The 24,846-nt window shown below is 47.0% G+C and carries 25 protein-coding genes; 16 read left to right on the forward strand and 9 right to left on the reverse strand.

Features of this window, described 5'->3' with window-relative positions; all coding sequences use genetic code 11:
* Positions 1–61 precede the first annotated feature (61 nt).
* The 12 genes from BFR57_RS00595 to BFR57_RS00650 all read left to right on the forward strand — a co-directional run bounded on the left by BFR57_RS00595 (position 62) and on the right by BFR57_RS00650 (position 10,244).
* Complete coding sequence (locus BFR57_RS00595; protein WP_071462153.1) at positions 62–775, forward strand: hypothetical protein; 714 nt, start codon at positions 62–64, stop codon at positions 773–775.
* Complete coding sequence (locus BFR57_RS00600) at positions 763–1,245, forward strand: hypothetical protein (protein ID WP_071462154.1); 483 nt, start codon at positions 763–765, stop codon at positions 1,243–1,245. The genes BFR57_RS00595 and BFR57_RS00600 overlap by 13 nt, the downstream gene beginning before the upstream one ends.
* 9 nt (positions 1,246–1,254) lie before the next feature.
* Positions 1,255–2,025, forward strand: a complete 771-nt coding sequence (locus tag BFR57_RS00605; protein WP_071462155.1) for a hypothetical protein — start codon at positions 1,255–1,257, stop codon at positions 2,023–2,025.
* 35 nt (positions 2,026–2,060) lie between these two features.
* Entirely contained in the window at positions 2,061–3,266 is a 1,206-nt protein-coding gene (gene pilQ / locus BFR57_RS00610) for a type IV pilus secretin PilQ (protein WP_253183593.1), read from the forward strand.
* 119 nt (positions 3,267–3,385) lie between these two features.
* Positions 3,386–3,916, forward strand: coding sequence for a shikimate kinase AroK (gene aroK, locus BFR57_RS00615; protein ID WP_071462156.1), 531 nt, complete (start codon positions 3,386–3,388; stop codon positions 3,914–3,916).
* A gap of 20 nt (positions 3,917–3,936) precedes the next feature.
* Positions 3,937–5,007 (forward strand): 3-dehydroquinate synthase, encoded by a 1,071-nt coding sequence (gene aroB, locus BFR57_RS00620; RefSeq protein ID WP_071462157.1) that lies wholly within the window; start codon positions 3,937–3,939, stop codon positions 5,005–5,007.
* 24 nt (positions 5,008–5,031) lie between these two features.
* Positions 5,032–6,495, forward strand: a complete 1,464-nt coding sequence (locus tag BFR57_RS00625) for an AAA family ATPase (RefSeq protein ID WP_071462158.1) — start codon at positions 5,032–5,034, stop codon at positions 6,493–6,495.
* Positions 6,496–6,552: 57 nt separating this feature from the next.
* Entirely contained in the window at positions 6,553–7,422 is an 870-nt protein-coding gene (locus tag BFR57_RS00630) for a Dam family site-specific DNA-(adenine-N6)-methyltransferase (protein WP_071462159.1), read from the forward strand.
* A complete protein-coding gene (locus tag BFR57_RS00635; protein WP_071462160.1) occupies positions 7,419–7,874 on the forward strand; it encodes a GNAT family N-acetyltransferase in 456 nt (151 codons plus the stop codon). Before BFR57_RS00630 ends, BFR57_RS00635 begins: the two co-directional genes overlap by 4 nt.
* Positions 7,871–8,548, forward strand: coding sequence for a class I SAM-dependent methyltransferase (locus BFR57_RS00640; RefSeq protein WP_071462161.1), 678 nt, complete (start codon positions 7,871–7,873; stop codon positions 8,546–8,548). The genes BFR57_RS00635 and BFR57_RS00640 overlap by 4 nt, the downstream gene beginning before the upstream one ends.
* Positions 8,545–9,033: a peroxiredoxin gene (locus BFR57_RS00645; RefSeq protein WP_071462162.1), complete on the forward strand. Its 489-nt coding sequence runs from the start codon at positions 8,545–8,547 to the stop codon at positions 9,031–9,033. The genes BFR57_RS00640 and BFR57_RS00645 overlap by 4 nt, the downstream gene beginning before the upstream one ends.
* Positions 9,033–10,244, forward strand: coding sequence for an NAD(P)/FAD-dependent oxidoreductase (locus BFR57_RS00650; protein ID WP_071462163.1), 1,212 nt, complete (start codon positions 9,033–9,035; stop codon positions 10,242–10,244). The genes BFR57_RS00645 and BFR57_RS00650 overlap by 1 nt, the downstream gene beginning before the upstream one ends.
* On the opposite strand, the gene BFR57_RS00655 is transcribed toward BFR57_RS00650, so the two are convergent.
* Complete coding sequence (locus BFR57_RS00655) at positions 10,231–11,733, reverse strand: amidohydrolase family protein (protein ID WP_253183594.1); 1,503 nt, start codon at positions 11,731–11,733, stop codon at positions 10,231–10,233. The two genes, BFR57_RS00650 and BFR57_RS00655, sit on opposite strands and share 14 nt — an antisense overlap.
* Before the next feature lie 83 nt (positions 11,734–11,816).
* A complete protein-coding gene (locus tag BFR57_RS00660; RefSeq protein WP_071462164.1) occupies positions 11,817–12,848 on the reverse strand; it encodes a helix-turn-helix transcriptional regulator in 1,032 nt (343 codons plus the stop codon).
* A gap of 205 nt (positions 12,849–13,053) precedes the next feature.
* Here BFR57_RS00660 and BFR57_RS00665 point away from each other — a divergent pair, with 205 nt between their 5' ends.
* Together BFR57_RS00665 and BFR57_RS00670 are read left to right on the forward strand one after the other, a co-directional pair.
* Positions 13,054–13,617 carry a hypothetical protein gene (locus BFR57_RS00665; protein ID WP_143441024.1) on the forward strand — a complete coding sequence of 188 codons (564 nt, stop codon included), beginning with the start codon at positions 13,054–13,056 and terminating at the stop codon, positions 13,615–13,617.
* Positions 13,618–13,712: 95 nt separating this feature from the next.
* Complete coding sequence (locus BFR57_RS00670; RefSeq protein ID WP_071462166.1) at positions 13,713–14,180, forward strand: hypothetical protein; 468 nt, start codon at positions 13,713–13,715, stop codon at positions 14,178–14,180.
* A gap of 36 nt (positions 14,181–14,216) precedes the next feature.
* On the opposite strand, the gene BFR57_RS00675 is transcribed toward BFR57_RS00670, so the two are convergent.
* Positions 14,217–14,861, reverse strand: a complete 645-nt coding sequence (locus tag BFR57_RS00675; protein ID WP_071462167.1) for an SDR family oxidoreductase — start codon at positions 14,859–14,861, stop codon at positions 14,217–14,219.
* A gap of 148 nt (positions 14,862–15,009) precedes the next feature.
* Between BFR57_RS00675 and BFR57_RS00680 the strand changes: the two genes are divergently transcribed.
* The gene (locus tag BFR57_RS00680; RefSeq protein ID WP_071462168.1) at positions 15,010–16,038 is read left to right on the forward strand and encodes a phospholipase A; all 1,029 of its coding nucleotides are present in this window, start codon (positions 15,010–15,012) and stop codon (positions 16,036–16,038) included.
* Here the strand turns inward: BFR57_RS00680 and BFR57_RS00685 are convergent.
* A complete protein-coding gene (locus BFR57_RS00685) occupies positions 16,035–16,586 on the reverse strand; it encodes a DUF1415 domain-containing protein (protein ID WP_071462169.1) in 552 nt (183 codons plus the stop codon). The two genes, BFR57_RS00680 and BFR57_RS00685, sit on opposite strands and share 4 nt — an antisense overlap.
* Before the next feature lie 18 nt (positions 16,587–16,604).
* Here BFR57_RS00685 and BFR57_RS00690 point away from each other — a divergent pair, with 18 nt between their 5' ends.
* Positions 16,605–17,063, forward strand: coding sequence for an isoprenylcysteine carboxylmethyltransferase family protein (locus tag BFR57_RS00690; RefSeq protein WP_071462170.1), 459 nt, complete (start codon positions 16,605–16,607; stop codon positions 17,061–17,063).
* On the opposite strand, the gene yjjG is transcribed toward BFR57_RS00690, so the two are convergent.
* From yjjG to BFR57_RS00715, 5 genes are all read right to left on the reverse strand, one after another.
* Positions 17,064–17,741: a pyrimidine 5'-nucleotidase gene (gene yjjG, locus BFR57_RS00695; RefSeq protein ID WP_071462171.1), complete on the reverse strand. Its 678-nt coding sequence runs from the start codon at positions 17,739–17,741 to the stop codon at positions 17,064–17,066. It lies immediately after the preceding gene.
* 9 nt (positions 17,742–17,750) lie between these two features.
* Positions 17,751–18,263: a DUF2937 family protein gene (locus BFR57_RS00700; protein WP_071462172.1), complete on the reverse strand. Its 513-nt coding sequence runs from the start codon at positions 18,261–18,263 to the stop codon at positions 17,751–17,753.
* Positions 18,260–18,865, reverse strand: coding sequence for a uracil-DNA glycosylase family protein (locus tag BFR57_RS00705; RefSeq protein ID WP_071462173.1), 606 nt, complete (start codon positions 18,863–18,865; stop codon positions 18,260–18,262). Before BFR57_RS00705 ends, BFR57_RS00700 begins: the two co-directional genes overlap by 4 nt.
* Before the next feature lie 64 nt (positions 18,866–18,929).
* Positions 18,930–19,712, reverse strand: coding sequence for a ferredoxin--NADP reductase (locus BFR57_RS00710; protein WP_071462174.1), 783 nt, complete (start codon positions 19,710–19,712; stop codon positions 18,930–18,932).
* A 187-nt stretch (positions 19,713–19,899) separates the two neighbouring features.
* Positions 19,900–24,804: a diguanylate cyclase gene (locus BFR57_RS00715; protein WP_071462175.1), complete on the reverse strand. Its 4,905-nt coding sequence runs from the start codon at positions 24,802–24,804 to the stop codon at positions 19,900–19,902.
* Between the last annotated feature and the right edge of the window lie 42 nt (positions 24,805–24,846).

Consider the following 24,846-nt stretch of genomic DNA (forward strand, 5'->3'; position numbering starts at 1 on the left):
AACACTACGCTTGCAACGCTTAACACGATACAAAAATCGACTGCATTGGTAGCACAGACTTATGACACCTTTTCTCACTGCCGCACTAATAGATGACGGTACTGTTTCACTCGTTTCGCTGCGTCTCAAGCAGGGTCGATTCAATATCAAACACCATCGCGTTGCAGCTATTCATCAAATTAGTTGGCACAAGTATAAGACACAGTTGTGTCTTATTATTCCGAGCCAGTTCGTTCACTTAAAAACGTTAACTGATACCTCACAAGAGGCTCCACAGCGCGCGGCAGCTTTTCAGGATACCCAGACGCTGCCCCTACTGGGTACCCAACAGGTCAGCGGCCATGAGAGCGCCATTGAAAAGCTGACGGAACAACTGCCCATCGTTCCGAAAGTACTAGAGCCAGCACCTCAAGCTTGGGTGCGTTGTACCAACTATTTACTACCTTCGTTATCGCGCTACGCAACCTATAACAAGCCCATCACTGAATGGATTATTTTATGCAAAGAGCAACAACGTTACATTCTGCTACGAGTTAAGCACGGGATTCTAGTCTCTTTACACTCACTTGCACGCCTTGAAGCGGTGCGCTTTGATCACGCTTGTGCAATGATACTTAGCTATCTCGATAATCACGATGATAGTCAGGTTAAACAGCAATTACTGGGTTCTGATACGCTGTGGCTTAATATCGGCACCACAAGTGCGTTATTTAAACATATCACTCCGCTCTTATTCGGCGCCGCACTTCGAGGTTTCTTTCCATGGCGTGGCTAAACCTGAATGACTGGCAATCCGCCATTCAGCGTAAAAAACAGCGCCAGCGGCTTAGCGTTGTTATAGCGCTCATGTTGTTCAATGGGGTCTGTGCTCTCTTCGTCAATTTACCTGTCTACTTGCAATTTTTTGCCCAAAACCTTGGCGAGGTTGAGACTAAAGTTGCTCAATGGCATCGCGCAGAAGAAGATCAGAAAGCAGCGGCGCTTCGTCAATTCGACCAAGCCGTCCAGGCTCAGCACCAAATCGCTCTGCTCAAGCAGTTAATCAAATTTGGACGGGATGAACTATCGGGGCTCAACCTCAAACAAGCGCGTTGGACATCGTCGCAACTATCATTGAGTGGGACTTATGTTAATACGGCGCAACTAACCCGTTTAAGTGAGTCTTTGCGACATGGTGGGGAACAGAGTGTTCAGCTTCAACTGCAAAAGCACCATCATGCTCAAGTTGATATATTCAAACATTGACCCTGTAGCATGCGAAACACCGCTCTTTATTACTTATTCATTAGCCTATCACTGACCATTACACCGGTGAGTTTACTGATCGGGTCATGGCAACTTGGCTCGAGTCAACAAAGCTCACGTAAGGCTATCCAAGCCATCTGGCAAGAAGCGCCGCCCTCGCAACTAGTCGATGAATCGGACACCGTCGCACCTGAAAAGCTATTAGCTTCGCAATGGCTCAGCTATGCGTTAGAGACAGCGGCACGTCTCGACGTGGAGCAGCAATTACCGCTCGTTTCAGATGCCCAAATCAGACTGAAGTTGACGGCCGAACCTCAACAACTCGAACGGTGGCTGTCGGACACGTTCAGCTACTGGCCGTACAACGTCCTCCACCCCTTTGTACTATCCAGTGTAGCGCTTAATCAGAACGATGGGGATGAAAGTGCAACTGAGCTCACACTGCACCTGGTTGATACAGGCCCTTCCATCGCTCCCGTTCGCTTAATCGAGTCGGCATCCACAAAGTGTGCACTTAAGACCGATGGTAAATTACTGGGTAATTGGCATGACTATACACTGGTTGCCACTTTGGCCGCCCAAGGCACTTTCTCTGCTTATTTCCAAGCAACTGATGATCGTTGGTATGCGGCAGAGGTCGGAGACTATTTTCAAGCACCTACCACGATCATCACACACATCACCCATGAATCCGTCACGTTTAAACAACTGGAGTCTTTTCCGTGTGCAACCACAACTTTTCAAAACAAAGTCAAACGCACGAGCGAGCTCGCGTTGTAGTTTTACCATGCGTACTGCTGCTGGTGTTGCTTTGCTTGCTGTCGTTAAAAACGGCGTACGCTAACGAACAAGCGAAAATCACTTTGAGCTTGAAAGATGTCGACCTCGTCACCGCTTTTGAGATCATCGCTGACAAAATTAAACTTAATCTTATTGCTGACCAGGCGATCGATGAGACAGTCAGCCTAGCCGTCAGTGATGTCGATGCGCTTGAGTTAATGCGTGAGTTAGCCGATAGCTACGGCCTCACGCTACGGATGAGTAACAACCTTATCCGCGTCACACGTGTGCAGCCCTCGACATCGGATCAACAACCGCCAGAACGAGTCATACTTCCACATCTCATTCCCCTCAATCATGCAAAGGCTGAAGATATTGCTCAACTTCTTTCAGAAAGCGAACAAAGGTTGTTGTCAGAGCAAGGTGCGGTTTCTATCGATGCCCGAACAAATACGCTCATACTCAAAGAATCAAAAGCCTATCTCGATGGCATCAAACGACTCATTACGCAATTGGATGTGCCGGTAAAGCAGGTCATGATAGAAGCCCGTATGGTCACCATGAAAAGTAATGCCATTGATCAATTTGGAGTACGTTGGGGCGATTTGACCACCCTGCGCGAGGATGAAGCCATTACTCAGGTCATCGAAGGCATGCGTGTCGATCTTCCTTCTGTGCCCGCCGCGGGACGGTTTAAGGTCAATGTCGGAAAATTGTCTGACGGACTCCTGCTGGATCTTGAGCTTTCTGCAATGGAACAGGACAACCAAGCCGAAATCATTGCAAGGCCGAAGATTTTTACATCTAATCAGCAACCCGCTTACATCGAGCAAGGCACCGAGATTCCGTATGTTGAGAGCGCAGCTTCGGGGGCGACTGCGGTTAAATTTAAAAAGGCAGTGATGGGATTACGCGTAACACCGCAGATTACATCCAATGACTATGTAATGCTTGATCTTACCATTACACAAAACACGCGTGGCGATACCGTATCAACACCCACAGGTCCGGCAGTGGCTATCGATACCCAAGAGATGGCTACTCGTGTTTTAGTAAAGAGTGGCGAAACGATCGTATTAGGTGGAATTTTTCAGCAATATGAGTTGAAGGATGATACAAGTGTCCCCATATTGTCCTCGTTGCCGCTTGTCGGTAATCTTTTTAAAAATCAGCGTGAACAATCAGAAAAACGTGAACTGGTTATTTTCGTTACACCCACGCTGTTAAGTGAATCGGAATAAATTTGCTAAAATGCAATCTAATTGAGATAATCCCGCTTCTTTTCGTTGAGTTGGGGGACGTCTCCAGACACTCCGGATTCGTGATTTACAGCTAATTTAACAGTGATGTAAGCAGGAATATGGCTGAGAAACGTAATATTTTTCTTGTCGGCCCAATGGGCGCCGGCAAAAGTACGATTGGTCGTCAAATTGCCAGACAACTTCATTTAGATTTCTACGATTCAGATACAGAAATTGAACGACGCACCGGCGCTGACATCAGCTGGGTTTTTGAGCTGGAAGGTGAAGAAGGCTTCCGTGCGCGGGAAGAAAAAGTCATTGAAGAACTGACTGAGCATATGGGTATCGTCCTGGCGACAGGTGGCGGCTCGGTAATGAGTAAAGAAAGCCGCAACCGTCTATCTGCTCGTGGTGTTGTCGTATATCTTGAAACGACCATCGACAAACAATTGGCTCGTACACAACGTGATAAACGTCGTCCTCTGATCGCAGAGGCGGATGACCCGCGTAAAGTGCTTGAAGAATTAGCAGAAGTTCGCAACCCGCTATACGAGGAAATTGCGGATATCGTTGTGCGTACTGACGAACAAAGCGCTAAAGTAGTAGTCAATGAAATCATCGATCAACTAGGGGTTAACGGTTTAGGTTAACCTTTTTGGGGAGCTGTGTTATGGCCAATGTGCATGTAGAGTTGGGCGAACGCAGCTACCATATTCATATCGCCGCAAATCATCTGCAACAACTGAAGCGATTGCTTCCTAACTTAAGTAAAGATGTTTTTGTCGTTAGTAATACGACTGTGGCCAAACATTATTTTGCCGATGTCTCCGCCGCTCTTGCTGATCATCGTCTTGTCCTGTTCGAGATGGACGATGGCGAACAATATAAGAGCCTCGCATCATTCGAAGCCATTACCAACAAGCTTATAGCTGAGGGTTTCAGTCGCGACTGCGCAATCGTTGCTTTAGGTGGCGGTGTCGTAGGCGATTTAGCAGGCTTTGTGGCAGCGACTTATCACCGTGGCGTCGACTTTTATCAAATTCCGACAACGTTGTTATCGCAAGTGGATTCCTCGGTTGGCGGTAAAACGGCAATTAACCACCCCCAAGGTAAAAACCTTATTGGCGCTTTTTATCAGCCCAAAGCCGTTGTTATTGATCTTAACTGCCTAACAACGTTAGACGATCGTGACTTTCGAAGTGGGCTAGCAGAAATCGTAAAGTACGGCATCATATACGATTCCGATTTCTTTCACTGGCTCGAACACAATGCTATTGCCCTCGCACAACGAGAGACGCAAGCGCTGCAACATGCGATTCAACGAAGCTGTGAGATTAAGGCAGACATTGTCGCCAAAGACGAACGCGAGTCTGGTATCCGCGCATGGCTAAACTTAGGTCATACATTCGGCCATGCGATCGAGGCAGCAACTGAATACGGTGAGTGGACCCACGGTGAAGCTGTTGCCGCTGGCACTATTATTGCATCTAAATTATCAGAGAAAACACAGCGGATGTCTTCGTCAGATTTCCGTCGCGTGCTCAACCTGATGTCACAGTTACAGCTACCAACACAAGCGCCCAACATGACGTTGGCGGATTGGCTGAGCTATATGATGCGCGATAAAAAAGTGAAAGACCATCGAATAAACTTCGTGTTACCGCTCGGTATCGGCCAAGCGGAAGTCACTCACAACATCACTGACGAGGACCTAGCCGCTGTGCTGACTGAATGTTGCTAAACCGCATCACATAGGAAGCAGATTATGCCGGCTAACGCCTACTCATCACATATTGTCGCCGCCCCCGTTAGGTCAAAGCCTTCCCAACAGGCAGTGATCGATCGTTTGCATGAACATTGCCAGCACAGTGATACGCTCGTGTTACTGCATGGTCCGCAAGGTAGCGGCAAGTCGACGATCAGCGAGCTATTTATTGAGCAGGCCTCTAATTACGCTGAGTGTGCTTGGGTACAAGTATCAGAGCGAGCTTCGGTAGAGCGTCTACGCGCGCAAATCCTGAATCAACTGTTTGGCACCATCAGTTTAAATGATGACACGCTGAGTCGTGAAATTCAGCGGCAACGTCCACTGCAACATGCCGTTATCGTCATTGATAATGGTGAACTCATGCCTGACAGCTTTTTGGCGGAGTGCGTCAATACAGTTAATCAATTGTGTGCGCTTGGACAACGTGTAAGTATTATTATCTCAGCCGAGTCACGCTGGGTGTTTCAACAGACACCACCACCGCAGTTACGTGTGAAGCGACCTGAACTAGTAGAAGTACCGCCACTTGGCAAAGAAGAACAGATGCGCTTTATTCAGGCGTTATTGCCAGAGCGCCAACGCCCGCTTTGGAACCTTGATAAAATCCAACAGTTTCTAGCCACCATTAATGGTTATCCGGGTGAGATCCAGCAGCGTTTGCAACTGAAGCTAATGACTCAAGCACAACGCTACTCGGAGCCAGAGGAAAACCAAGATGATGTGTTCTCGAACCAGTTGGAGCAGGCGGAGAGCAACCTCGAGCCCGCTACGGAACGACGGTCGGTACCGGTCATAAAAGTTCTTGCTGCAAGTATTTCACTCGCTTTAGTTGGGTTCGCAGGCCTCAAACATCAAGCGATCATCGATTACTTCAACCAACAGCCCGATTCCGTCGAAACAGCAGAGGTGGCGCCTGAGCCTCGCCCGCTGACGATCGAACCAAGTTCAAAAGAAGTCACACAACAACTGCCGAGCTTTGAACCTTTGCAGTCGAATCAATTTGAATTTGTGCCTGCCGAGCTCGCAACATCATATCGCGAAGCACTTCATTCACTTAATCGTGTCGCCGCCGCCGAGAATGACCCACGTGAAGTAGGCGTTGAATGGGTCAGTGATAAACGAGTCCCCAAAGAAGCCGAGACCATCACTCAACCGAATACACTTACCGATAGTCAATGGGTGGCTGATCAACCACCGCAAAACTATTCAGTACAGCTCACCATTGCCAGTGATAAGCCAACGTTAACCGAATTCATTAAACGCAATAATTTGACTCAGCAAGCACGTATTTATCAGCGTCAAAAGGACAACAGCTTTGTCGTTATTCTAGGTAGCTACGGTACAATTGATGCGGCAAGAACACGCGCAAGTGCACTGCCTGAATCTTTGCGTAAGCTGGGTCCGTGGCCCAAGTCTTTTGCCGCTATTCAACGGGAACAAAGACCATTGAGCGGAGAGTAATTTTCATATCTTTAGCTTTCGGGTACACTAGCCGTTCAATCCACAAAAGGCCGGCTAATGAAACGAAATCGGGCATTTTTAAAATGGGCAGGAGGCAAGTACGGCCTTGTCGAGCCCATAAAAGCTTGTTTGCCCGAGGGGCGTAAGTTAATTGAACCTTTTGTGGGTGCAGGATCGGTCTTTCTAAACACTGATTATGACCGCTATTTACTAAACGATATCAATCCCGATCTCATCACCCTGTATCAATTTGTAAAGCGCCGCCCTAAGACGTTTATTGTTGATGCGCGTAGGTTTTTTACTGCACGTAATAATCAACCAGACGCGTACTACGCGTTGCGTAAATCGTTTAACGAAAGCAACGACCCCTATTACCGTTCACTGCTATTTTTGTATCTCAATCGGCATGGTTATAACGGGCTTTGCCGCTATAACAGTCGCGGTATTTTTAATGTCCCGTTTGGCGACTATCGTAAGCCCTATTTTCCAGAAGCGGAAATTGAAGTTTTTGCAGAAAAGGCAAAGCGTGCTAAATTCGTCTGCAGTTCTTTTGAACAAATGTTCAGGAGAGCCCGAAAAGGCGATGTCATTTATTGTGATCCTCCTTATGCACCACTTGTACAAGCAAGTAATTTTACAAGTTATGCTACGGGTGGTTTTAGTTTAGACGAACAAAGTGAGCTCGCGCGACACGCCTTACGTACAGCTTGTAAAAGACACATTCCTGTACTAATAAGTAATCACGATACGCCGCTAACACGCGCATTGTACGAGCAGGCAGAAATCAGTAGTCTGAAAGTTGCTCGCAATATTAGCCAAAAAGGTGATGCACGCAAACCCGTCACCGAGTTATTGGCACTGTTCTCCCACGAACATAAGCGAAACGTGATTCCGATTAAACGTGACATTAAAAAAGTAGGGACATGAACTGGTTTTTAAGAACTTTTGAAGAATTGAACACCCATCAGCTGTATGAAATTCTACGCATTCGCCAAGAAGTTTTTGTTGTAGAACAAAACTGTCCATATTTAGACGCTGACGGGACTGACTTTGACGCCGAACATCTTTTTGCTCGCAACGACCAAGGCAAGATGCTTGCTTACGCACGCATTTTTAAAGCCTCTGACGTGAGTCCAGTATCAAAAATTGGTCGCGTTCTCACGACCGCAGAGGCGCGACAATTGGGCTTGGGCCGAGAGCTTATGCAGCGTGCGATCGAATACCTTGATTCGCGGGCATCTAGGGCGCCTATTCAAGTCCAAGCTCAGACTTACTTACGGGCGTTTTATCAGTCGTTTGGCTTTGAGGCAATTAGCGAGGACTATCTTGAAGATGATATTCCACATGTCGATATGCAACGCTCCGCTAAAAATCAATGAGCTCAGAATTTGAATTACAACAAACCGAACACGGCATCCAATTAGTTTGGACAGCAGGCCCTAAAGGTATCAAACCGCTTGATCTTGATTTCCGGGCGGGAAAATCAGGTTACCGCGCGGTTAACTCAAACTTGAAATCAGAATCTCTGATAAAGGCACTCGGTATTACTGGCAAGCGCAAACCATCCGTACTCGACGCAACGGCTGGTTTGGCTCGTGACGCACTCATGGTTGCCGCGTTCGGATCATTGGTTGATTTAATTGAGCGTCACCCGATGGTTCGTATTCTACTCAAGGATGCACTTGAACGTGGTCGTAATGGTGCCGATAAAATTGCGGACTGTTGCCAACGCATGCAACTACTTGAGCTCGAGCACGTTAAACAGGTTTCTTCAGAACAGTACGATGTGGTATACCTCGATCCGATGTATCCAAAATCGGGTAAACAGCGCGCTCAAGTAAAAAAAGACATGCAAATGTTTCAGCAGTTAGTCGGCGGCGATGAAGATGCGGACGACCTAATTGCTCCAGCGCTAAATGCGGCTAAATTTCGTGTGGTCGTAAAGCGTCCTGATCATGCCGACTTTTTAGGGCAAAGAGAACCGAATACGCAAATCAAGAGTAAAAAGCATCGATTTGATGTTTATATAAAGCAAGGATTCGAACAGCTATGATTAAAGAAAACGATTTATTACCATCGGGCTCGCTCACCTCAAAAGGTGAACTTGGCATTCAACATTACGATCCTCAAGAGCTTTTCGCCAAAGGCACACACATCCTATTCGCTGTACCTGGTGCATTTACTCCGACCTGTTCGGAGAAACACTTGCCAGGCTATGTGTCACTCGCAAATGAGCTTGCTAAACAAGGGGTGCAGAGTATTAATTGCGTTTCGGTCAATGATGCATTCGTGATGAAAGCTTGGGGTGACCACCTGGGGATCGGAGATGAGGTTCGGTTATTATCAGATGGTAACGGTGAATATAGCCAAACCCTAGGGCTTGCTAATGATACTGGTGCGTTTGGTGGCATTCGCTCAAAACGTTACGCCATGATTATCGTTGATGGCATCGTGGAACATCTATTCGTGGAAGATGAGAAGCAATTCGAAGTGAGTGCAGCAAAATACGTTCTTGATGTATTGAAATCTGAGCAGTAATGGCGTTATTTGATGTAGTGATTATTGGTGCGGGAGCTGCCGGTTTGCACTGTGCAGCTCATGCCGCGCGAAACGGCCACAAGGTTATCGTGGTAGACCATGCCAAACAGGCTGGTAAAAAGATCCTCATTTCGGGGGGCGGTCGATGTAACTTCACTAACATGTATGCCAGCCCCGAGAACTATCTTTCCAGTAACCCTCACTTTTGTAAATCGGCGCTTAGTCGTTACACCCAGTGGGACTTTATTGGTTTAGTCGCAGAATACCAAATCCCGTATCATGAAAAGACCTTGGGACAATTATTCTGTGATGAATCAGCGAAGGACATCGTTCGCATGCTACTCGACGAGTGCGCTCGCTACGGTGCCAAAGTACAACTGAGAACCGAAGTGCTGGATGTCGAATACGAGCAAGACACTTATCGTATTAATACCTCGCAGGGTCAACTGAGCGCTAATCAACTAGTCGTCGCCTGTGGTGGACTCTCAATGCCCAAGCTAGGGGCGACACCGTTGGGCTACCAAATTGCTGAGCAATTCGGTCATTCGATCATACCTGTACGGGCGGGCTTAGTACCTTTCACTTTGCATCCAACCGAAAAAGACGCTTTTGCTGAGCTAGCTGGCGTTTCAATGAACGTAGCCGCCAGCGCCAATGATGGTCACTTTAGTGAGGCGATGTTGTTTACTCACCGCGGCTTATCGGGTCCGGCGATGCTGCAGGTGTCCTCTTATTGGCAACCCGGCGAGGCGATTACCGTTGACTGCCTGCCCAGTACCGATGCGTTTGAATGGCTACAAGAAAACCAAACTAAACAACCAAAGGCTCAGCTGAATACCGTATTACAGCAGCTGTTCGCGAAACGCGTCGTCACTCAACTCGGTGCGTATCATCAATGGCCGTTGACTCAACGCCTCGCCGATATCAGCAAAAAGACGTTTAAAGCAATCGCTGAGCAACTTAACCAATGGCAAATCAAGCCCAATGGCACCGAAGGCTATCGAACCGCCGAGGTCACCCTGGGCGGCGTTAATGTCGATGAAGTCAGCTCCCAAACCATGCAAAGTAAACTACAGCCTGGACTATTTTTCATTGGCGAAGTACTCGATGTCACCGGTTGGCTCGGTGGCTATAACTTCCAATGGGCATGGTCAAGCGCCTATGCGTGTGCGGAAGGGTTGGCTACAGTTCCTCAGACTAAGACCCATTAGCCTCTCGGATTGCCACTAGCATTTGCGTAAGTGATGACTTCGAATACCACCGTCCATTAGTCATAACCCCCTGGATTGTTCGACTATTGCTGATGTCATGCAATGGGTTGCCACTGAGCATAACCAAGTCTGCCTCATAACCAGGCGCTATCTTGCCAGTCTTTAGATCCATCCATTGCGCTGTCTCAGTAGTCGCACTTCGCAATGCTGCTGCTGGTGAGTAGCCAGTCTTAACTAACGCTTTCAACTCATCGTGTATTGAAAAGCCAGGTACCATGATCGGTACGTTGGCATCGGTGCCAGCCAATACCTTGACCTGATATTCGCGCATTTTACTCAACAAAATGCGATTAGCCTCGGCGTATGCCAGCCAATAACGCTGATTACCTGCAACGCGGTCTTGTGGATAGTCATCTGGCAGTCGATAAATATTCACATCCGAAAGCCACCCCATCATTTTTATACTCGGATGCACTGACTCGGCGATACCCCGATTCACGTATTCAAGCGCTACTTGCTTTAAAGCCCTTTGCACATTTAGCTTTTGCTTTGGAATGCTCTCTATTAGGGCGAGCGTCGATACCACAGCCATATCTTGAGCAGCTAGATTCCGTGCGATCTCAGGAGCTCGTAGGCGAACAAACTCAATAAAGTCATCTGTATTGTCTCGTGTATAACCACCAAACTCGCGGTCGAGTGCTTTAGCAAATTCTTCAATATGTGCGATTTCTTTTAGGTTTGAGTTCCACAACTCAGTGAGCTTTACCCCCCGTGGAATATGCCCTAGTATCGGAATGCCTTGATGGTAGGCTTCATTGGCTAGTGCACTAAAGTCATCATTGCTCAACTCGGTGTATACTTTAATCGCGTCGTAACCCGCAGCTTTCAACTCAGTCACATGGGTTTTCATATCTGTGATGACGGTTACCGGTTCAACCTTGGCTGCCCACTTATGAAACAACTGCTCGAATAGTCCTGTGCTATTATGTCGGCGAGAGGCTACGAATAGATCAGGGCCCGGTCTACCCTGGCTGATTTGTTGACGCCACTGCAAATGCTCTTCACTTCCATTCAGTTCACGAACATGTGTTACTCCGTTCGCTAAATAAAGCAGTAAGTCATTAGGGCTTTGCCACAAGTGTACATGCGCATCGATCAGCCCCGGTATCAAGAACATACCTGTGGCATCAATTTGCTCAGCATCTTCGGGTATAGCAATATCGTTACCAACCGCCTCAATGATTCCGTTATTGATCAGTAGGATCTGATTAAACAACATGTGCTCGCCAAGGCTATCTAGCACACTGGCGTTGACGATTGCGTAATGTCCTTGGGGTCGTTCAAATGGAACGACTTCGACAGGGGGAACGCTCGCGCCCCACGCTCGCTCTATTTGTTGGTTTATTAGGATGAAGCTGAATGCACATATAATGATAAGAGCGATGAGAATGAACAGCATCACTTTTTTTAGGGAATTGAATTTCATCATGATTGCTTACCTTGTTCGAGAAACATACAACCACGATAGATAGATAGAGAAGTTTAAGCTGGTCGATTTCTAAAAAAAGCGAGTCAATTCTGAAAGTCTCGCAAATTTTTTCTAAATTGGGATGGTGTAAGGCCTATTTCACGTTTAAACGCACGGTTAAAAGGAGGTAAGGAATTAAAACCGTGGTTAAGCGCAAGGGTAAGAATCGGTAAATGGTCATACTCTCGACTCTCTAAGCACCTCACAACGGCATCAACTCGTAAAGAATTAATGTAGTGGCTGAAGTTGCTATAACCACTATGCTTATTTATCAGCGCTCTTAGCTTGTGCTCTGCCACGCCGAGCGCTGTTGCTAAATCTTTCACGCTCAGCTTCTCCCGGCAGTACAAACGTTCAGTTTGCATTAAACTGTCCAGTTTCTGCATCCAATGCTTATCGATATCGGTCTGCTTGTTGCCATTGTCTCCTCTACGATAAAAAGCCAACGCTGAGGTATCTCCCTTTACTAACCACAAGGTGAGCGAAGTGATGGGCAACCAAACACTCATTGCCTGAGTCGTCGCTTGTGCACTGCGTAACCATATCGAACCTACGAAAATGGCGATTAGTATAGAGAGTGAAATAATCACGACGAAATACAGCCGATAACGTCTGCGTCGTTCGATAAGGTCATCCGCTCGACCGGATAAAGTCACAACTAACATATGAATAACTACGGTCACAGCGAGGCCGATGACCAGCAACGGCCACTCAGGTGGCAGCTTTTCAATAATTCCTAACCAAACCATTCGTTCTGCAAGCATTGAGCTCGTTAATAGCAAAGCGACTAACATATGCCGATAGCTCAAACGAAAATAAGGGTGGAACAACGTCAAAACTAAGAACCACGTTACTGGAATCAGTAAAGTATCAAGCAAACGAAAGGGAATTTGAACTGTATGAGGGAGCTGTATATCAGTTGGCATCGTGCCTAATAAAAAGCAAGCCAATAAAAAGTTGCTTGAAAGTAAGAGGTAGTAACGCGGTGAGCGCGGCAAATCTCGAATGATCACGACTGTCATCAACAATAAAAAACCGAGAGCAGAAAATCGAATAGCCGCATCAATAAATAACATGTGCCTCAGATGCCCATTATTCTATTATGTAATAAGAGCTTAGCTCGCCCTTTTGCAACTTACCAGCTACCCTTGCCAGCAAGCATTAACCAACACATACTGACGTTGCCTAACAACTTATAAAGATAACCGCTATACAATGAAAAATAGATATCTTTTGCTCATCCTTGCGCTGCTGATCGCAGCGGTAATCATCGTTTTGTATATGAGCAAGGAACAACCAAAATCGACGCCTGTTCAAGTAAATACGCCAAGGTTAAACCAAGAGCAGCCCTCAAAAGCTCCACTCGCTTCACCCAAACGCAGCACAGAACCGCGTATCGCGCAGTTCGACGAGACACTTTCTGTTAATGCGGAGCCCGAGCAGCCGACAGCGATGCAAACACTGATTGGCCAGCTATCTGCACCGCGTGGGTTATCCAATACGGCGACAGAGAGGGCGTTTAGACTACGAAACTTCGACAATTTCATTAATCAACTGGGTGGCGCCGTACAACACAAGGACTTTGAATACGACTTTCGGGCAGCATTAAAAAATGCCGCAGAGCAGACTTCATCCGCGTTTCAACGCAGTGCAGCCTGTAACGATGTTATTTGCGCTGCTGTCTTCGAATACACCGCAACGAGCGATGTCCAAACGATTTATAAGTCGTTAGTCGAGAACATCAGCGAAACTAGCAGTATCGTTATTCAACCCGTGACTGTGAGTGGCACTCAAGAATTACGCGTATTGGTCAGACGCGGCGTCGCGAGTATCGTTATCGATTAGCGCGCCACCGTCTTTTATCATTTTCATGTAAAGGACGCACTAAAGGCCAATAAATTGCGTATACTCAATCAATAGGAACTTGTTTGGAGTGTATTATGCGCAACGCTTTTTCTCGCCGCTCGGCCTGGCTCACGACAGCTGTTATGCTTTTGGGGCTAGCAGCTTGTTCCTCGAAACCTTCCACCGTTATGGTTGGTGAGGCGCGTCCTGCGATCAACGTCGACGCTGTCAAACTCTATCTAAAAGAACCCACACAATATGAAACGGTCGCGCTGCTATCTGTTTCAAGTGACGGTAGTTGGAGCTTCGGTGATCAAGCCCAAATGGACGCGGTTGTCCAACGACTTAAGGAACAAGCGGCAAAGTTAGGTGCCAATGGTGTTCTGTTACAAGCAACGGGGGAAAAGCGTGATAGCTCGGTCTATGTTGGTACCGGGTTGGGCAGTTATTCGGGTAATTTAGGCTTAAGTGTTCAACTTGGACGCATGTTTGGTTTAACCGACAAAACCGCCGAAGGTGTGGCGATATACGTGCCGGTGGAAGAATCCGAAAACTCGCAATAGCGTGCACCGCAGTTGGATGCACGCCATGCAATCAAATTAGATCGCCTTAACAGCGGCCTCTACACCTTGTTCGCCCGTCAGTGCATCGAAGTGCTTGCCAATCGTATTATCTGCATCAAGACAACGGATTAGAATACGAGCCACATCTTCTCTTGCGATGGTGCCTCGCCCTAAGTTCTCGGCAAGTTCCACTTTCTCTGTACCTGGCTCATCAGTTAAGCCACCAGGGCGCACAATAGTCCAGTCAAGTTCGCTACGCATTAACTCTTTGTCGGCATAATGTTTTGCGACATAGTAGGGTAGTAAATCTTCGTTCCAATGCTCGCGGTTATGTGCCTGCAGCGCACTAACTAAGATGAAACGGTCGGCAGCAACCGCGTGCGCTGCTTCCATCGTTTTAACAGCACCGTCCAAATCAACCATGAGCGTTTTATCGTCGCCTGTCGCGCCACCAGAGCCCGCCGTAAAAATTACCGCATCGATATCTTCAAACGCTTTCTCAATGTCGTTTACAGGACCTTCAAGATCCAACAAACGCGCGTCGACACCCTGATCTTTCCAACCATCCACTTGTGCTTGCTTGCGCACCATAGCAACGACTGGGTGAGTCTTTGCATGTTGCAACTGCTCGACCACATGCGTGCCTATTTTCCCATTTGCCCCAATCACTGCAACTTTCATAATGCCTCCAGCTATCCACAAAATATCAATTTATAAACAGATTACGAAAAAGTCCTGTTAAGAGTTCACGATGTTGGGGGATCTGAGTAGACATTTAGATACGTATTAGTCATGATTTATTACATTCAATTATATAGGATTTGCTGTCATGCCGCGTCGTATCATTTCTTGTTTAGCCTTATCGGCTGCATGTCTTGCGCCCGCTGTTCAAGCTCAGGAGCTCTCCTCGATGCAGCAGTGTCTATTGGACGCAATGAATAAAGAAAACGCCTCATTAACTATCGCTGAGGTAAGACAGCAATGCACCGAGAAACTTCGAGAAGAAGATAACCAGGACGTAGTAAAAATTGATGAGGTAAAAGAGCCTGGCGCATTGACCAAACGCTTACAAAGCGAAAAAGTAACCGAGTTTGATCCATACGTGCTCACGCCCCACCGCCGTAATTACCTCTTACCGGTTTGGGGAACGACCGATATCAATACCGCACCGTATCAAAACTTTCAGGGCTACGAAGATAGCCTCGAAGAATACGAGGCAAAACTGCAACTGAGCTTTAAAGTACCTATCAATAAGGAAAGCTTGCTTATTGAAGGGGATAAGCTATTTTTCGGCTTTAGTATGCAATCATGGTGGCAGGTTTATGCTAGCAATATCTCTAAACCCTTTCGAGAAACGAACTACCAGCCCGAAATATTTTATACCACACCGACAGGTTGGCATCCGTTTGGTACTAATACCGGCTTAGCGATTGGTGTTGAGCATTTATCAAATGGACGTAGCCAAGAACTTTCACGCAGTTGGAACCGCGCCTATGTGCAGTTGGTCGCCGAAAAGGGTCCCTTTGTGTTTAGCCTAAAACCTTGGATTCGCTTTCAAGAAGACGAAAAATCCGATCCGATGCAGTCTTCAGGCGACGACAACCCTGATATTACCGACTACGTTGGCGATTATGAATTCACCATCGCTGCTAATATCGATGACTTTGAATACACATTAAATCTGCGACATGCCATCGAAACAGGTCGTGGCTCAGCGGAATTCAACTTCACCTTCCCACTTTGGGGCAAATTCATTGGCTATACCAGTTTGTTTACTGGATACGGCGAGAGCTTAATTGACTACAACCATAAACAAACACGTTTTGGTGTCGGTATCGCACTCAATAATGTTCTCTAACGCTTACCTGCTGTAATCGTCGCCAGCTGTTGAGCAAAGTACTCAGCACCTCGGCGGCGGCAATATTCGATATTACGCTCCGGAATCTTCTCGGGGTGCTCAAATTGCTCTAATGCCTCTTCCATCATAGCCTCTCGAAGCAAATGTAGCACCGGAAAAGGAGAGCGGTTGGTGTAGTTCTCTGGGTCGCTTTGCTTGGCATCCGCAAAGCAATAGTCGGGATGGAAGTGAGCTAATTGAAATTCACCATCGAAACCTTGCATCGCTATGAGCTCGTTGGCTTGGTCGACTAAATCCAAAAAGTCATAAAACCCCTCCACGCCTTTAGGAACAATCAGGAGTGTAGTCGCAATAGCGTCGTTCTGTTGCAAGTTTAACAACTCGTTATTCAGTGTTTCGAGTTGAGTCTGCCGATCTTGCTCAGCTACAACGCAGTATCGGATACGCTTGGCATCGACTTCCGGTCGTGCAAATGGGCAAAAGTTGAACTTAACCACAACCTCTTGTACCCAGCGTTGGGTTTGGTCAATAATGGCTTGTTGTTCCATCGTTTATTATCCTAAATTATGAAAGCACTCGAGCTCAAAGTACCGCCGCTATTATTGATCATCGTGGTAGCCGCATTGATGTATGGCTGTACCATCCTGTTCCCTGCCGTGCGCTTTGGTTGGGTACCTCATTGGATACGTATCCTTTTATTAGCCGTGGGTATTTTACTGCCATTATTAGGCTGGGTGGAATTTCGCAAAGCAAAAACCACCATTGACCCTCGGGTACCCGATAAATCAAGCACATTGGTAACAAGCGGTATTTACCGCTGGACACGTAACCCAATGTATCTAGGCTTTCTAGTTATTCTTTTTGCTTGGGGCTTGTCGTTACACAACATGGCAGCCTTGTTGGGCTTACCACTCTACATGTTCTACATGAACCTATTTCAAATCAAACCCGAAGAACGCCAGCTCGAAAATCACTTTGGTGATACCTACCGTGAGTATAAAAAACGCGTGGGACGCTGGTGGTGACTAGGCGACTAATTCCACCAGCTCGCTTAAATGACGAATGGTATGATTCGGTTTAACTTCTTCGGGGCAAGTGGCTTGGTGTTCATTCAACCAGCAAGTATGCCAACCTGCCCGTTGTCCCCCCAATATATCCGAATACGGATTATCCCCGACCATTAAGATGCGACTGGTCGGAACCTCCTCCGAGATATGTTGACGATGCGTATGATGAAAGATCTCAGGGTGTGGTTTGGCCACACCAAGCGCTTCAGAAACCACTACAAACTGAAAAAACTGTTCAAACTGATGCGTTGCGAGTCGCTCCTGCTGAAGCTCGACGAAGCCATTGGTGATAATGCCCATGCGAACTTTATCGTCGAGTGCAGTGAGCATTGACCCTGCCCCATCAAGCGTTGAGGAAATAGTACCCATCTGCGCCATAAATTGACGGTTGAGCTCTGTAGATGAAACCCCCAAACGATCTTCCCAATCTACAAAGCGTCGCGCTTTAATATCTGCGGCAGAAATTTCGCCACGTTGGAACGCCTCCCATAAGGGTGCATTCACTTCTTTAAACCGTTTAAAGTGCGCTTCGGTAAAATCAACGTCGTAAGACTGTAGTAGTTGAGTTAGACCGCGCTTAGCATCGAACCTAAATAGTGTTTCATCGGCATCAAATACAACCCAATCATATGCCATTGCATACTCCTAGTTAGCGACTGTCCTGCGTTTTCTGAGCGGCCATAATAACAAGCTCAACAACAGATCGGCTAGCAAACTAATAAATAAGCCGACAACGACAGCCATAACGAGAGCCTCAGGTGTCAGGCGTATCGCATAGTTGTAACGCGCCCAAGCTTCTCTACGGATATCAGTAATCGGAGACAAAAATGTCGTTTGGTAACGTTGCCAATAGCCCTGTTGGTATTGGTTCCAAGCAGACTGAAGCATCTGGTAGCGCTGATAAATGGTCTCGATGCTATCGCCGCCATCAATGAATACCGGATCATCTGAAGCGCGGTAATAGTCAATAAGACGCTCAATAGAGCCATCAAAATAGCGGTCGGCTTCCTGTTGAAACTCCGCTACGCTCGCTTTCGCCTCGTTAAGATGTGCGTAGACGGCATCACCGTATTGGTCGACAAATTGCGGTATTTGAACACCTATCATAGCCGCCACAAAAAAACATATTAAGCGTCCATACGCTGCTAATCTTTTCATTTTTGAGAGCCTCGGCATAGCGCGATCTGCGCTTTCAACTCGGGTAACACCTCATCTTCGAACCATGGATTTTTAGCAAGCCAGCGGTTATTGCGAGGGCTCGGATGGGGTAATGGCAGTATGCCCTGTTCTAACCACGCCTGCCAATTCTTTACGCGCTCTGTGAGGGTTCGCTGGAGCTTGATACCGGTAAGTTGCTGAGCATGCCATTGCTGAGCATATTGTCCGATTGCAAGCGTGAGTTGTAAGTGAGGTAGTTGTTCAAGTAATTGCTCGCGCCAAGCGTCGGCGCATTCAGGTCGAGGGGGCGCATCTCCAGAGTTCGTAGTACCCGGGTAGCAAAAGCCCATCGGTAGGATGGCAAACTGCCGTGCGTCGTAGAAATCGGGTTTATCGACACCAAGCCACGCTCTCAAACGCTCACCGCTCGGATCATCAAACGGTTTGCCCGAACGATGTACGCGAATACCCGGGGCTTGGCCCGCTATGAGTATCTTAGCGCGCGGATGAAATTGAATAACAGGGCGAGCCCCTAAAGGTAATTTGGGCTCACATAGAGAGCAGTTGCGTACGTGTTGTACCGTCGTTTGCCACGCGCTCATTACAAGCTCCTTAATATAAGACGCTTAAATAGCGTGGCAAACTTACTCGCGCAATGCAATCTGCTTACTTTTCGATGAACGCCTGCTCGATAACGTAGCTGCCTTGTTTTCGCGAGGTCGCTTTACTAAAGCCGCGTTCGTTCAAGATAGCCATTAAATCTTGTAGCATGGCATCATTGCCACATAACATGAAACGATCGTGCTCAGGGTCGATATCAGGTAAACCCAACTTATGCGTAAGTATGTTCGACTCGAGCAACTCGGTGATACGTTTCTGATGATCTTCATCACGGAAAGGTTCGCGCGTTACTGTGGGATAGTAACGTAGCTTTTCCTTGACCCAATCACCGAAAAATTCATTGTTGGGCAAATCCTCGCCGATTTCTTTCTGATAGGCGAGTTCAGAAACATAACGCACACCATGCACCAACACCACTTGTTCGTACTGCTCGTAGATATCGGGATCTTTAATCACACTCATGAAAGGCGCTAAGCCAGTCCCCGTTGAGAGTAGATACAGTCGTTTCCCCGGCAATAAGTGACCTGGCACTAGAGTTCCGGTAGGGCGCGTCGACATGATGACTTCATCGCCCACTTCGATATGTTGTAAGCGCGAGGTTAACGCGCCATCGGGTACTTTAATACTGAAGAACTCCAGTTCATCTTCATAGTTAGCGCTTGCAATACTGTAAGCGCGCAGCAGAGGTTTATCGTCAACCTCTAAGCCAATCATCACAAATTGTCCGTTTTCAAATGTGAACGAACGTTGTCGTGTAGTTTTAAAACTAAAGAGGGTATCGTTCCAATGACGTACTTGAGTGACTTTTTCTGCAATGGTACTGCGCATGGCTACTCCTAAATCACTGTTTAAATCATGAACAGGTTAACACATGATAATCTAAATGAGAATTTTTTTCATTTAGTATTGCAAATGAGAATAGATCGCATATAATTGATTTGCACTTCACGTTAGTTAGCTGTGTGAGCAGTTGTCGTACGATGTTTCGAATTACAGGCGCGAAGCATCGTACGGCTCACTTTTCGAGCTCTACATGACACACACGGTTTTTCCCTAGAGATTTCGCCTGATAAAGCGCACGATCCGCGCGGTTTAAAATCGATTCAAATTGCGTGTCTGTTGTCTCAAATTGTGAAACTCCCATACTCACTGTGTAGTCGACTTCTTCATCGTTGTGTTTAATTGAGTCGATTTCAATGGCTTTTCTTAACCGCTCGGCAATAGTAAGCACTTGCGACAAGTCCGCTTCTCGAATTAATAACGCAAATTCTTCACCGCCAATCCGGGCAGCAACATCATTCATACGCACGGCACGGTTAAATTGCTCAGCCATCGCCTTTAGGACTTCATCACCCGCGCTATGCCCATAGTGGTCATTAATCACTTTAAATGAATCAATATCCATCATAACGACCGCTGCTTGTTGTCCTTTACGCTTAAACAATTCAAAGCTCTGTCGCAGTTCATTCATGAAGAAGCGACGATTAGGCAGTTGAGTTAATGCGTCAGTATTTGCAAGATGTTGTAATTGCTGCCTTACTTTATCGTGTGAAGCCATTTCGGCATCAGCAAATCGCATACGCATCTCCGCTTCTGCACGAGCCTCACCTTCGCGCGCTAGCGCACGCATGAGATCTAAATTACGAATCGAAATTGCCGCTTGCGCAGCGATAAACTCAACAATAGGCATCTGCCGCTCATTAAAAGCGTAACGGTTGCGGCTGTGTTCCAAATACAACACACCGATCAAGTCACCTAAATAAACCAAAGGCACGCTCACTGCGGAGCCCGAAAAGTCATTTACTTGGCTACTTTTAATGTCTTCAGCACGATTATGCCAACTGCGGTTTATCAGCGAATTTTCATTGATGTGCTGTAACTTTTTGGCCTTAGCCACATGTCTAATCATTGCCGTAGGCAAGTCGTTTACATGCTCTAAGCTAACACTCGGCTCATAATACTTTTCTAAGTGATGTTCTACATCCATCACGAGCTTCAGCTCATCATCTTCACACAGCATCAGTGCCAAACGCTGAGCGCCTGTTTGGCGAACCAGAATACGCGATACTTCTGAGACAAGCCGCTCATGCTCAGTAAATGCAGAGAGTGCTTGAGCTATCTCAATTACAGCATCCATGCTCATGGCGTAGCCCGTCGATTGAGGTTTACGCTCACTATCGTGTATCAACTCAATCGCATCCCAACGCTCCATCACATGATGACGTTGTGACGAATACACCGCCGCAAAGCCAGGATGACCTTTATTTTGCCAATAATGCTGGGCCCGCGATGCTATCATCGCTGCGGTTTGCCACTGCCCTTGTTTCTGCGCTAAGCGCAAAGCATGGTCATATTCATCTAATGTGTGCTGCATTTCGCCTCGGCAACGTGCTTGTTCAGCGCGCATTAACGCAAGCCAATGGCTAAAATTATCGGGCTGCCATTGTGCCCAAGTTTGATAGCGCTCAATTGCGACATTTAATGAGTCCTCGTCTAACTGTTCTAGCTGACTCAATGCCAACGTACGAAGCCCTGGCCAATGCGCCATCGGTAATAAGCCTTGTACTGATGTATGCTCAATATAGCGTTCACAGAGTTCAAGCGACTTTTGCACAATAAGTCTATCGTTACCGACTAATCCTTCGATTATCCGCATGCAACTGAGGATAGCGAGTACTTGGTGATTATGATGGGTTTCAGCTTGAGCCACGTGTTGCTCAAAGCTACCGCGAAAATGCCCGATACCACTCAGTCGATACATGACTCCCAAAGCGCCTGTCATCAAGTCGACGCCCCAAGTATTGCCGCGCTGTTTAGCGTATTCCAAATAGTGCTCAACGCGCGGAACGAGTTCCGAAAGTGGCTCACCGGATAAAAATCGGCAATAGGTATCATGACCAAAACCATATACCGCATATTGCAAATTACCTGACTGCTGGCCACAGCGGTACGCCGCCATATAGTCATCACTCGCGATACGTTGGGCTCTAAACCAGTGGCTTAAGGAGCTACCCATCATCAGAAAGCCCATACTTTGCGCGCTTGTATCGCCTCGCTTTCGCGTCAACTGTTCTGTAACCGCGTACAGCGATTTAATGTGTTCACTGTCAGCCAATTGATGACTAACCATAAGACCACCGAGAGCCGGCAGCGTATAACCAATGGCGCCATTGGCTCCATGAGATCTCATAAGCTTAAACTGCGCGATAACAACACTTGACCAAAGGCGTGGAAACGCGCGATAACAAGGCGGACCCACCGCTATCAGTAGCGCGAGAACCATCTGTTGCGTTTTGTCGGTCAGCACTGACAAATGCGCTAAATCATTAAAAGAAAGACTGTCGACTGAGTCTGATATGCTGCAACGTAACGCTGTGGTGTCTAGCTCTGTCTCCTCGGGTAGGCTCACATCAAACAATGCAAGTCCTTCACGCGCTACATCGACTGCCTTTTTGTAATCGGCACTTAACGTCGCTTGCTGTACCCACTTGGTATATAAGTTGGCCTTATCAAATAACGAATGAGTATTGCCTATCGCTTGGCGTACAAAATACTCAGCGCGCTCAAAGTTCGAGTTGAGGTACTCAAGCTCACCACGCTCTGAATACACTTGGTAAGCCAGTTCGGGATCGACCGACCATAAATCATTGAGACATGGGTTTTCATGCATACCCTGACGCAAAAGTGTTAAGGCCTCAGCAAAGGCGCCCGCCGAAGCCGCTTTCCTGGTAGCGTTGACTACCAGCCGAAGAAAGTCTCTTTGTTGGTCGGCGGTATCAATAAACTGTTTACCGCGGTATAGGTGATTAACGATACGGATTGAGTAAGCCTCTGGGTGATCAGTGGTCTGCTGCAACAGATGTGTGCCTAATTGGTAATGCACCTGGGCCAGGTCGTTTGAATCAAGTGTTCGGTGTGCGACTTCTTGCACTCGGTCATGAATGAAGCGAAAGGTCATGTTGGATTCATCCATGATCGGTGTCGTTATGTCAGCTTCGACTACGACAAACTCCTCGTTAATTGCTGGCAATAACTGTTTTAGAATCGCTTCAGGCGTCTTTCCCGTCAGTCTGACTAAAGATGGCATGTCAAACCGGACACCGATACACGCAGCTTGGGCAAGCAGATCTTGGACATCAGCATGCAACAGTTGAAACCGTAATTGTATAACCGAGAAAATATCATCGATGGCGTCCAAATCATTAATTGCATCCATTCGCCATTGCCAACCTGCTTCTGGCTGATACTGAAGCAACCCCTTCTGGCTCAAAGCTTTTAATAACTGCCACACCATGAATGGATTACCGCGACTGTGTTGATGCAACCAATTAGCGAGTTGTTGAAATTGACTCGTTTCGTGTTGAACCTTTTCAGCGAGTAATAAGGAAATATCGTCGACAGATAACTCATCAAGCCGAATATGCTTAAGCGGAATCACATTAGCGCGTTCAATTTCTTGAATCACGATACTAAGCGGGTGCCCACTGTCGACCTCATTCTCGCGCAGTGAGCCAATCAGTAAAACAGGCGCTCGACTGGACTGGGTCAGTATCCACTCTAGTAACTCTACTGACGCCTGATCGGCCCATTGCAGATCATCTAAAAAGATGACTAACGAACGATCAGCGTGCTCAAAAACTGAGAGAAAACGACGAACTGTTTCATTAAGTCGTTGTTTTAATTCTGACGACGGTAAATTAGCGTGTTGTGGTGCAATACCCAGGTCCGAAAATCCAAGACTCCTTTTAATATCAGGTACCCAACTCAAGAAGACAGCCAGGTAGTCCGACATTGCTTCGGCGAGCCAAGCTCGCCATTGAGTGCGCTGCTCGATCGACATTTGTTGAAAATAACCCGCGAGTGACTCAATCGCTGACAGCCAACCGGTGTATGGAACGCCACGGGTGGAGTGCTCATATTTTCCCGAGATAAAAAAGGTATTGTCGGCTGTCATTTGCGGATAAAGATGACGCACTAATGATGTTTTACCTAAACCCGAGCGACCATTGATTAATACTCCGTGTGTTCCACCCTCGCGGCTCATACTGTATTTTTTTTCAAGTAACCGAAGTTGATTATCACGCCCGTAAAGCGAACCAATTCGCTCTATCTCGCTCGCAAATCCTAATCGCGAAAGCGTGCTGATATCATCCTTACGTTGTCCTAATACCACTTGGCGTACTGTCGCTAAGTCGTTCAATAATGCATCCACAGTTCGATAGCGTTGATACGGCTGCTTAGCCAACAAACGTTCAACGACCTCTGCCAGCACCGCAGGTAACTGAGGATTAATTTGATTCAAACGCTTAGGTGTTGCTACTAAATGCTGGTGGACGAGTCGCGCGCTTGAATCAGCGGTAAATGGATACTTTCCAGTAAACCAATAAAATAAAACCACACCAAGACTGTATAAATCACAGCGTGCATCACCCACCGCTTGTGAACGCCCCGTTAACTCGGGTGCTACGCACCTTAACGAAGTAGCATTCTGCGGAAGCGGAAACCAGGGTGTGTGGATAAAACGAATCTGCGTTGCGGTCGACAAGTCTGTGACTATGACATTTTTATAGGTAACGTAGAAAATAGCGGGGTTGATAGTGCGATGGATTATACCATTCTGATGCATATGTTTTACCGCGCTGACAATACTTCCCGCGATAGTGAGTGCATCAATCAAATTATCCCAGCGTAGCTCGTCGAGCCACTCTCCAGACGGTAATACAAGTCCGTGTTGATCCCCACTACGGTAAAAATGCTTAGGATTAACAACCTGTTGCCAACGGTTATCGTTTTTTAATCGCTCTTCGGTTAGCGGCTCAGGGTTTGACTCAACACGCTTTAACCAAATTGAGCGCTGGTTATCCCGTTCGATACAATCAAATAAGATGCGCTCATCGAGCTTTCGTGTTGAGTGTGGCATTCGTGACAGAGATCCTTTTTGTCTTAGTTCCCTAAATATAGA

This window comes from Idiomarina sp. MD25a (assembly GCF_001870515.1).
Classification (GTDB): Bacteria; Pseudomonadota; Gammaproteobacteria; order Enterobacterales; family Alteromonadaceae; genus Idiomarina.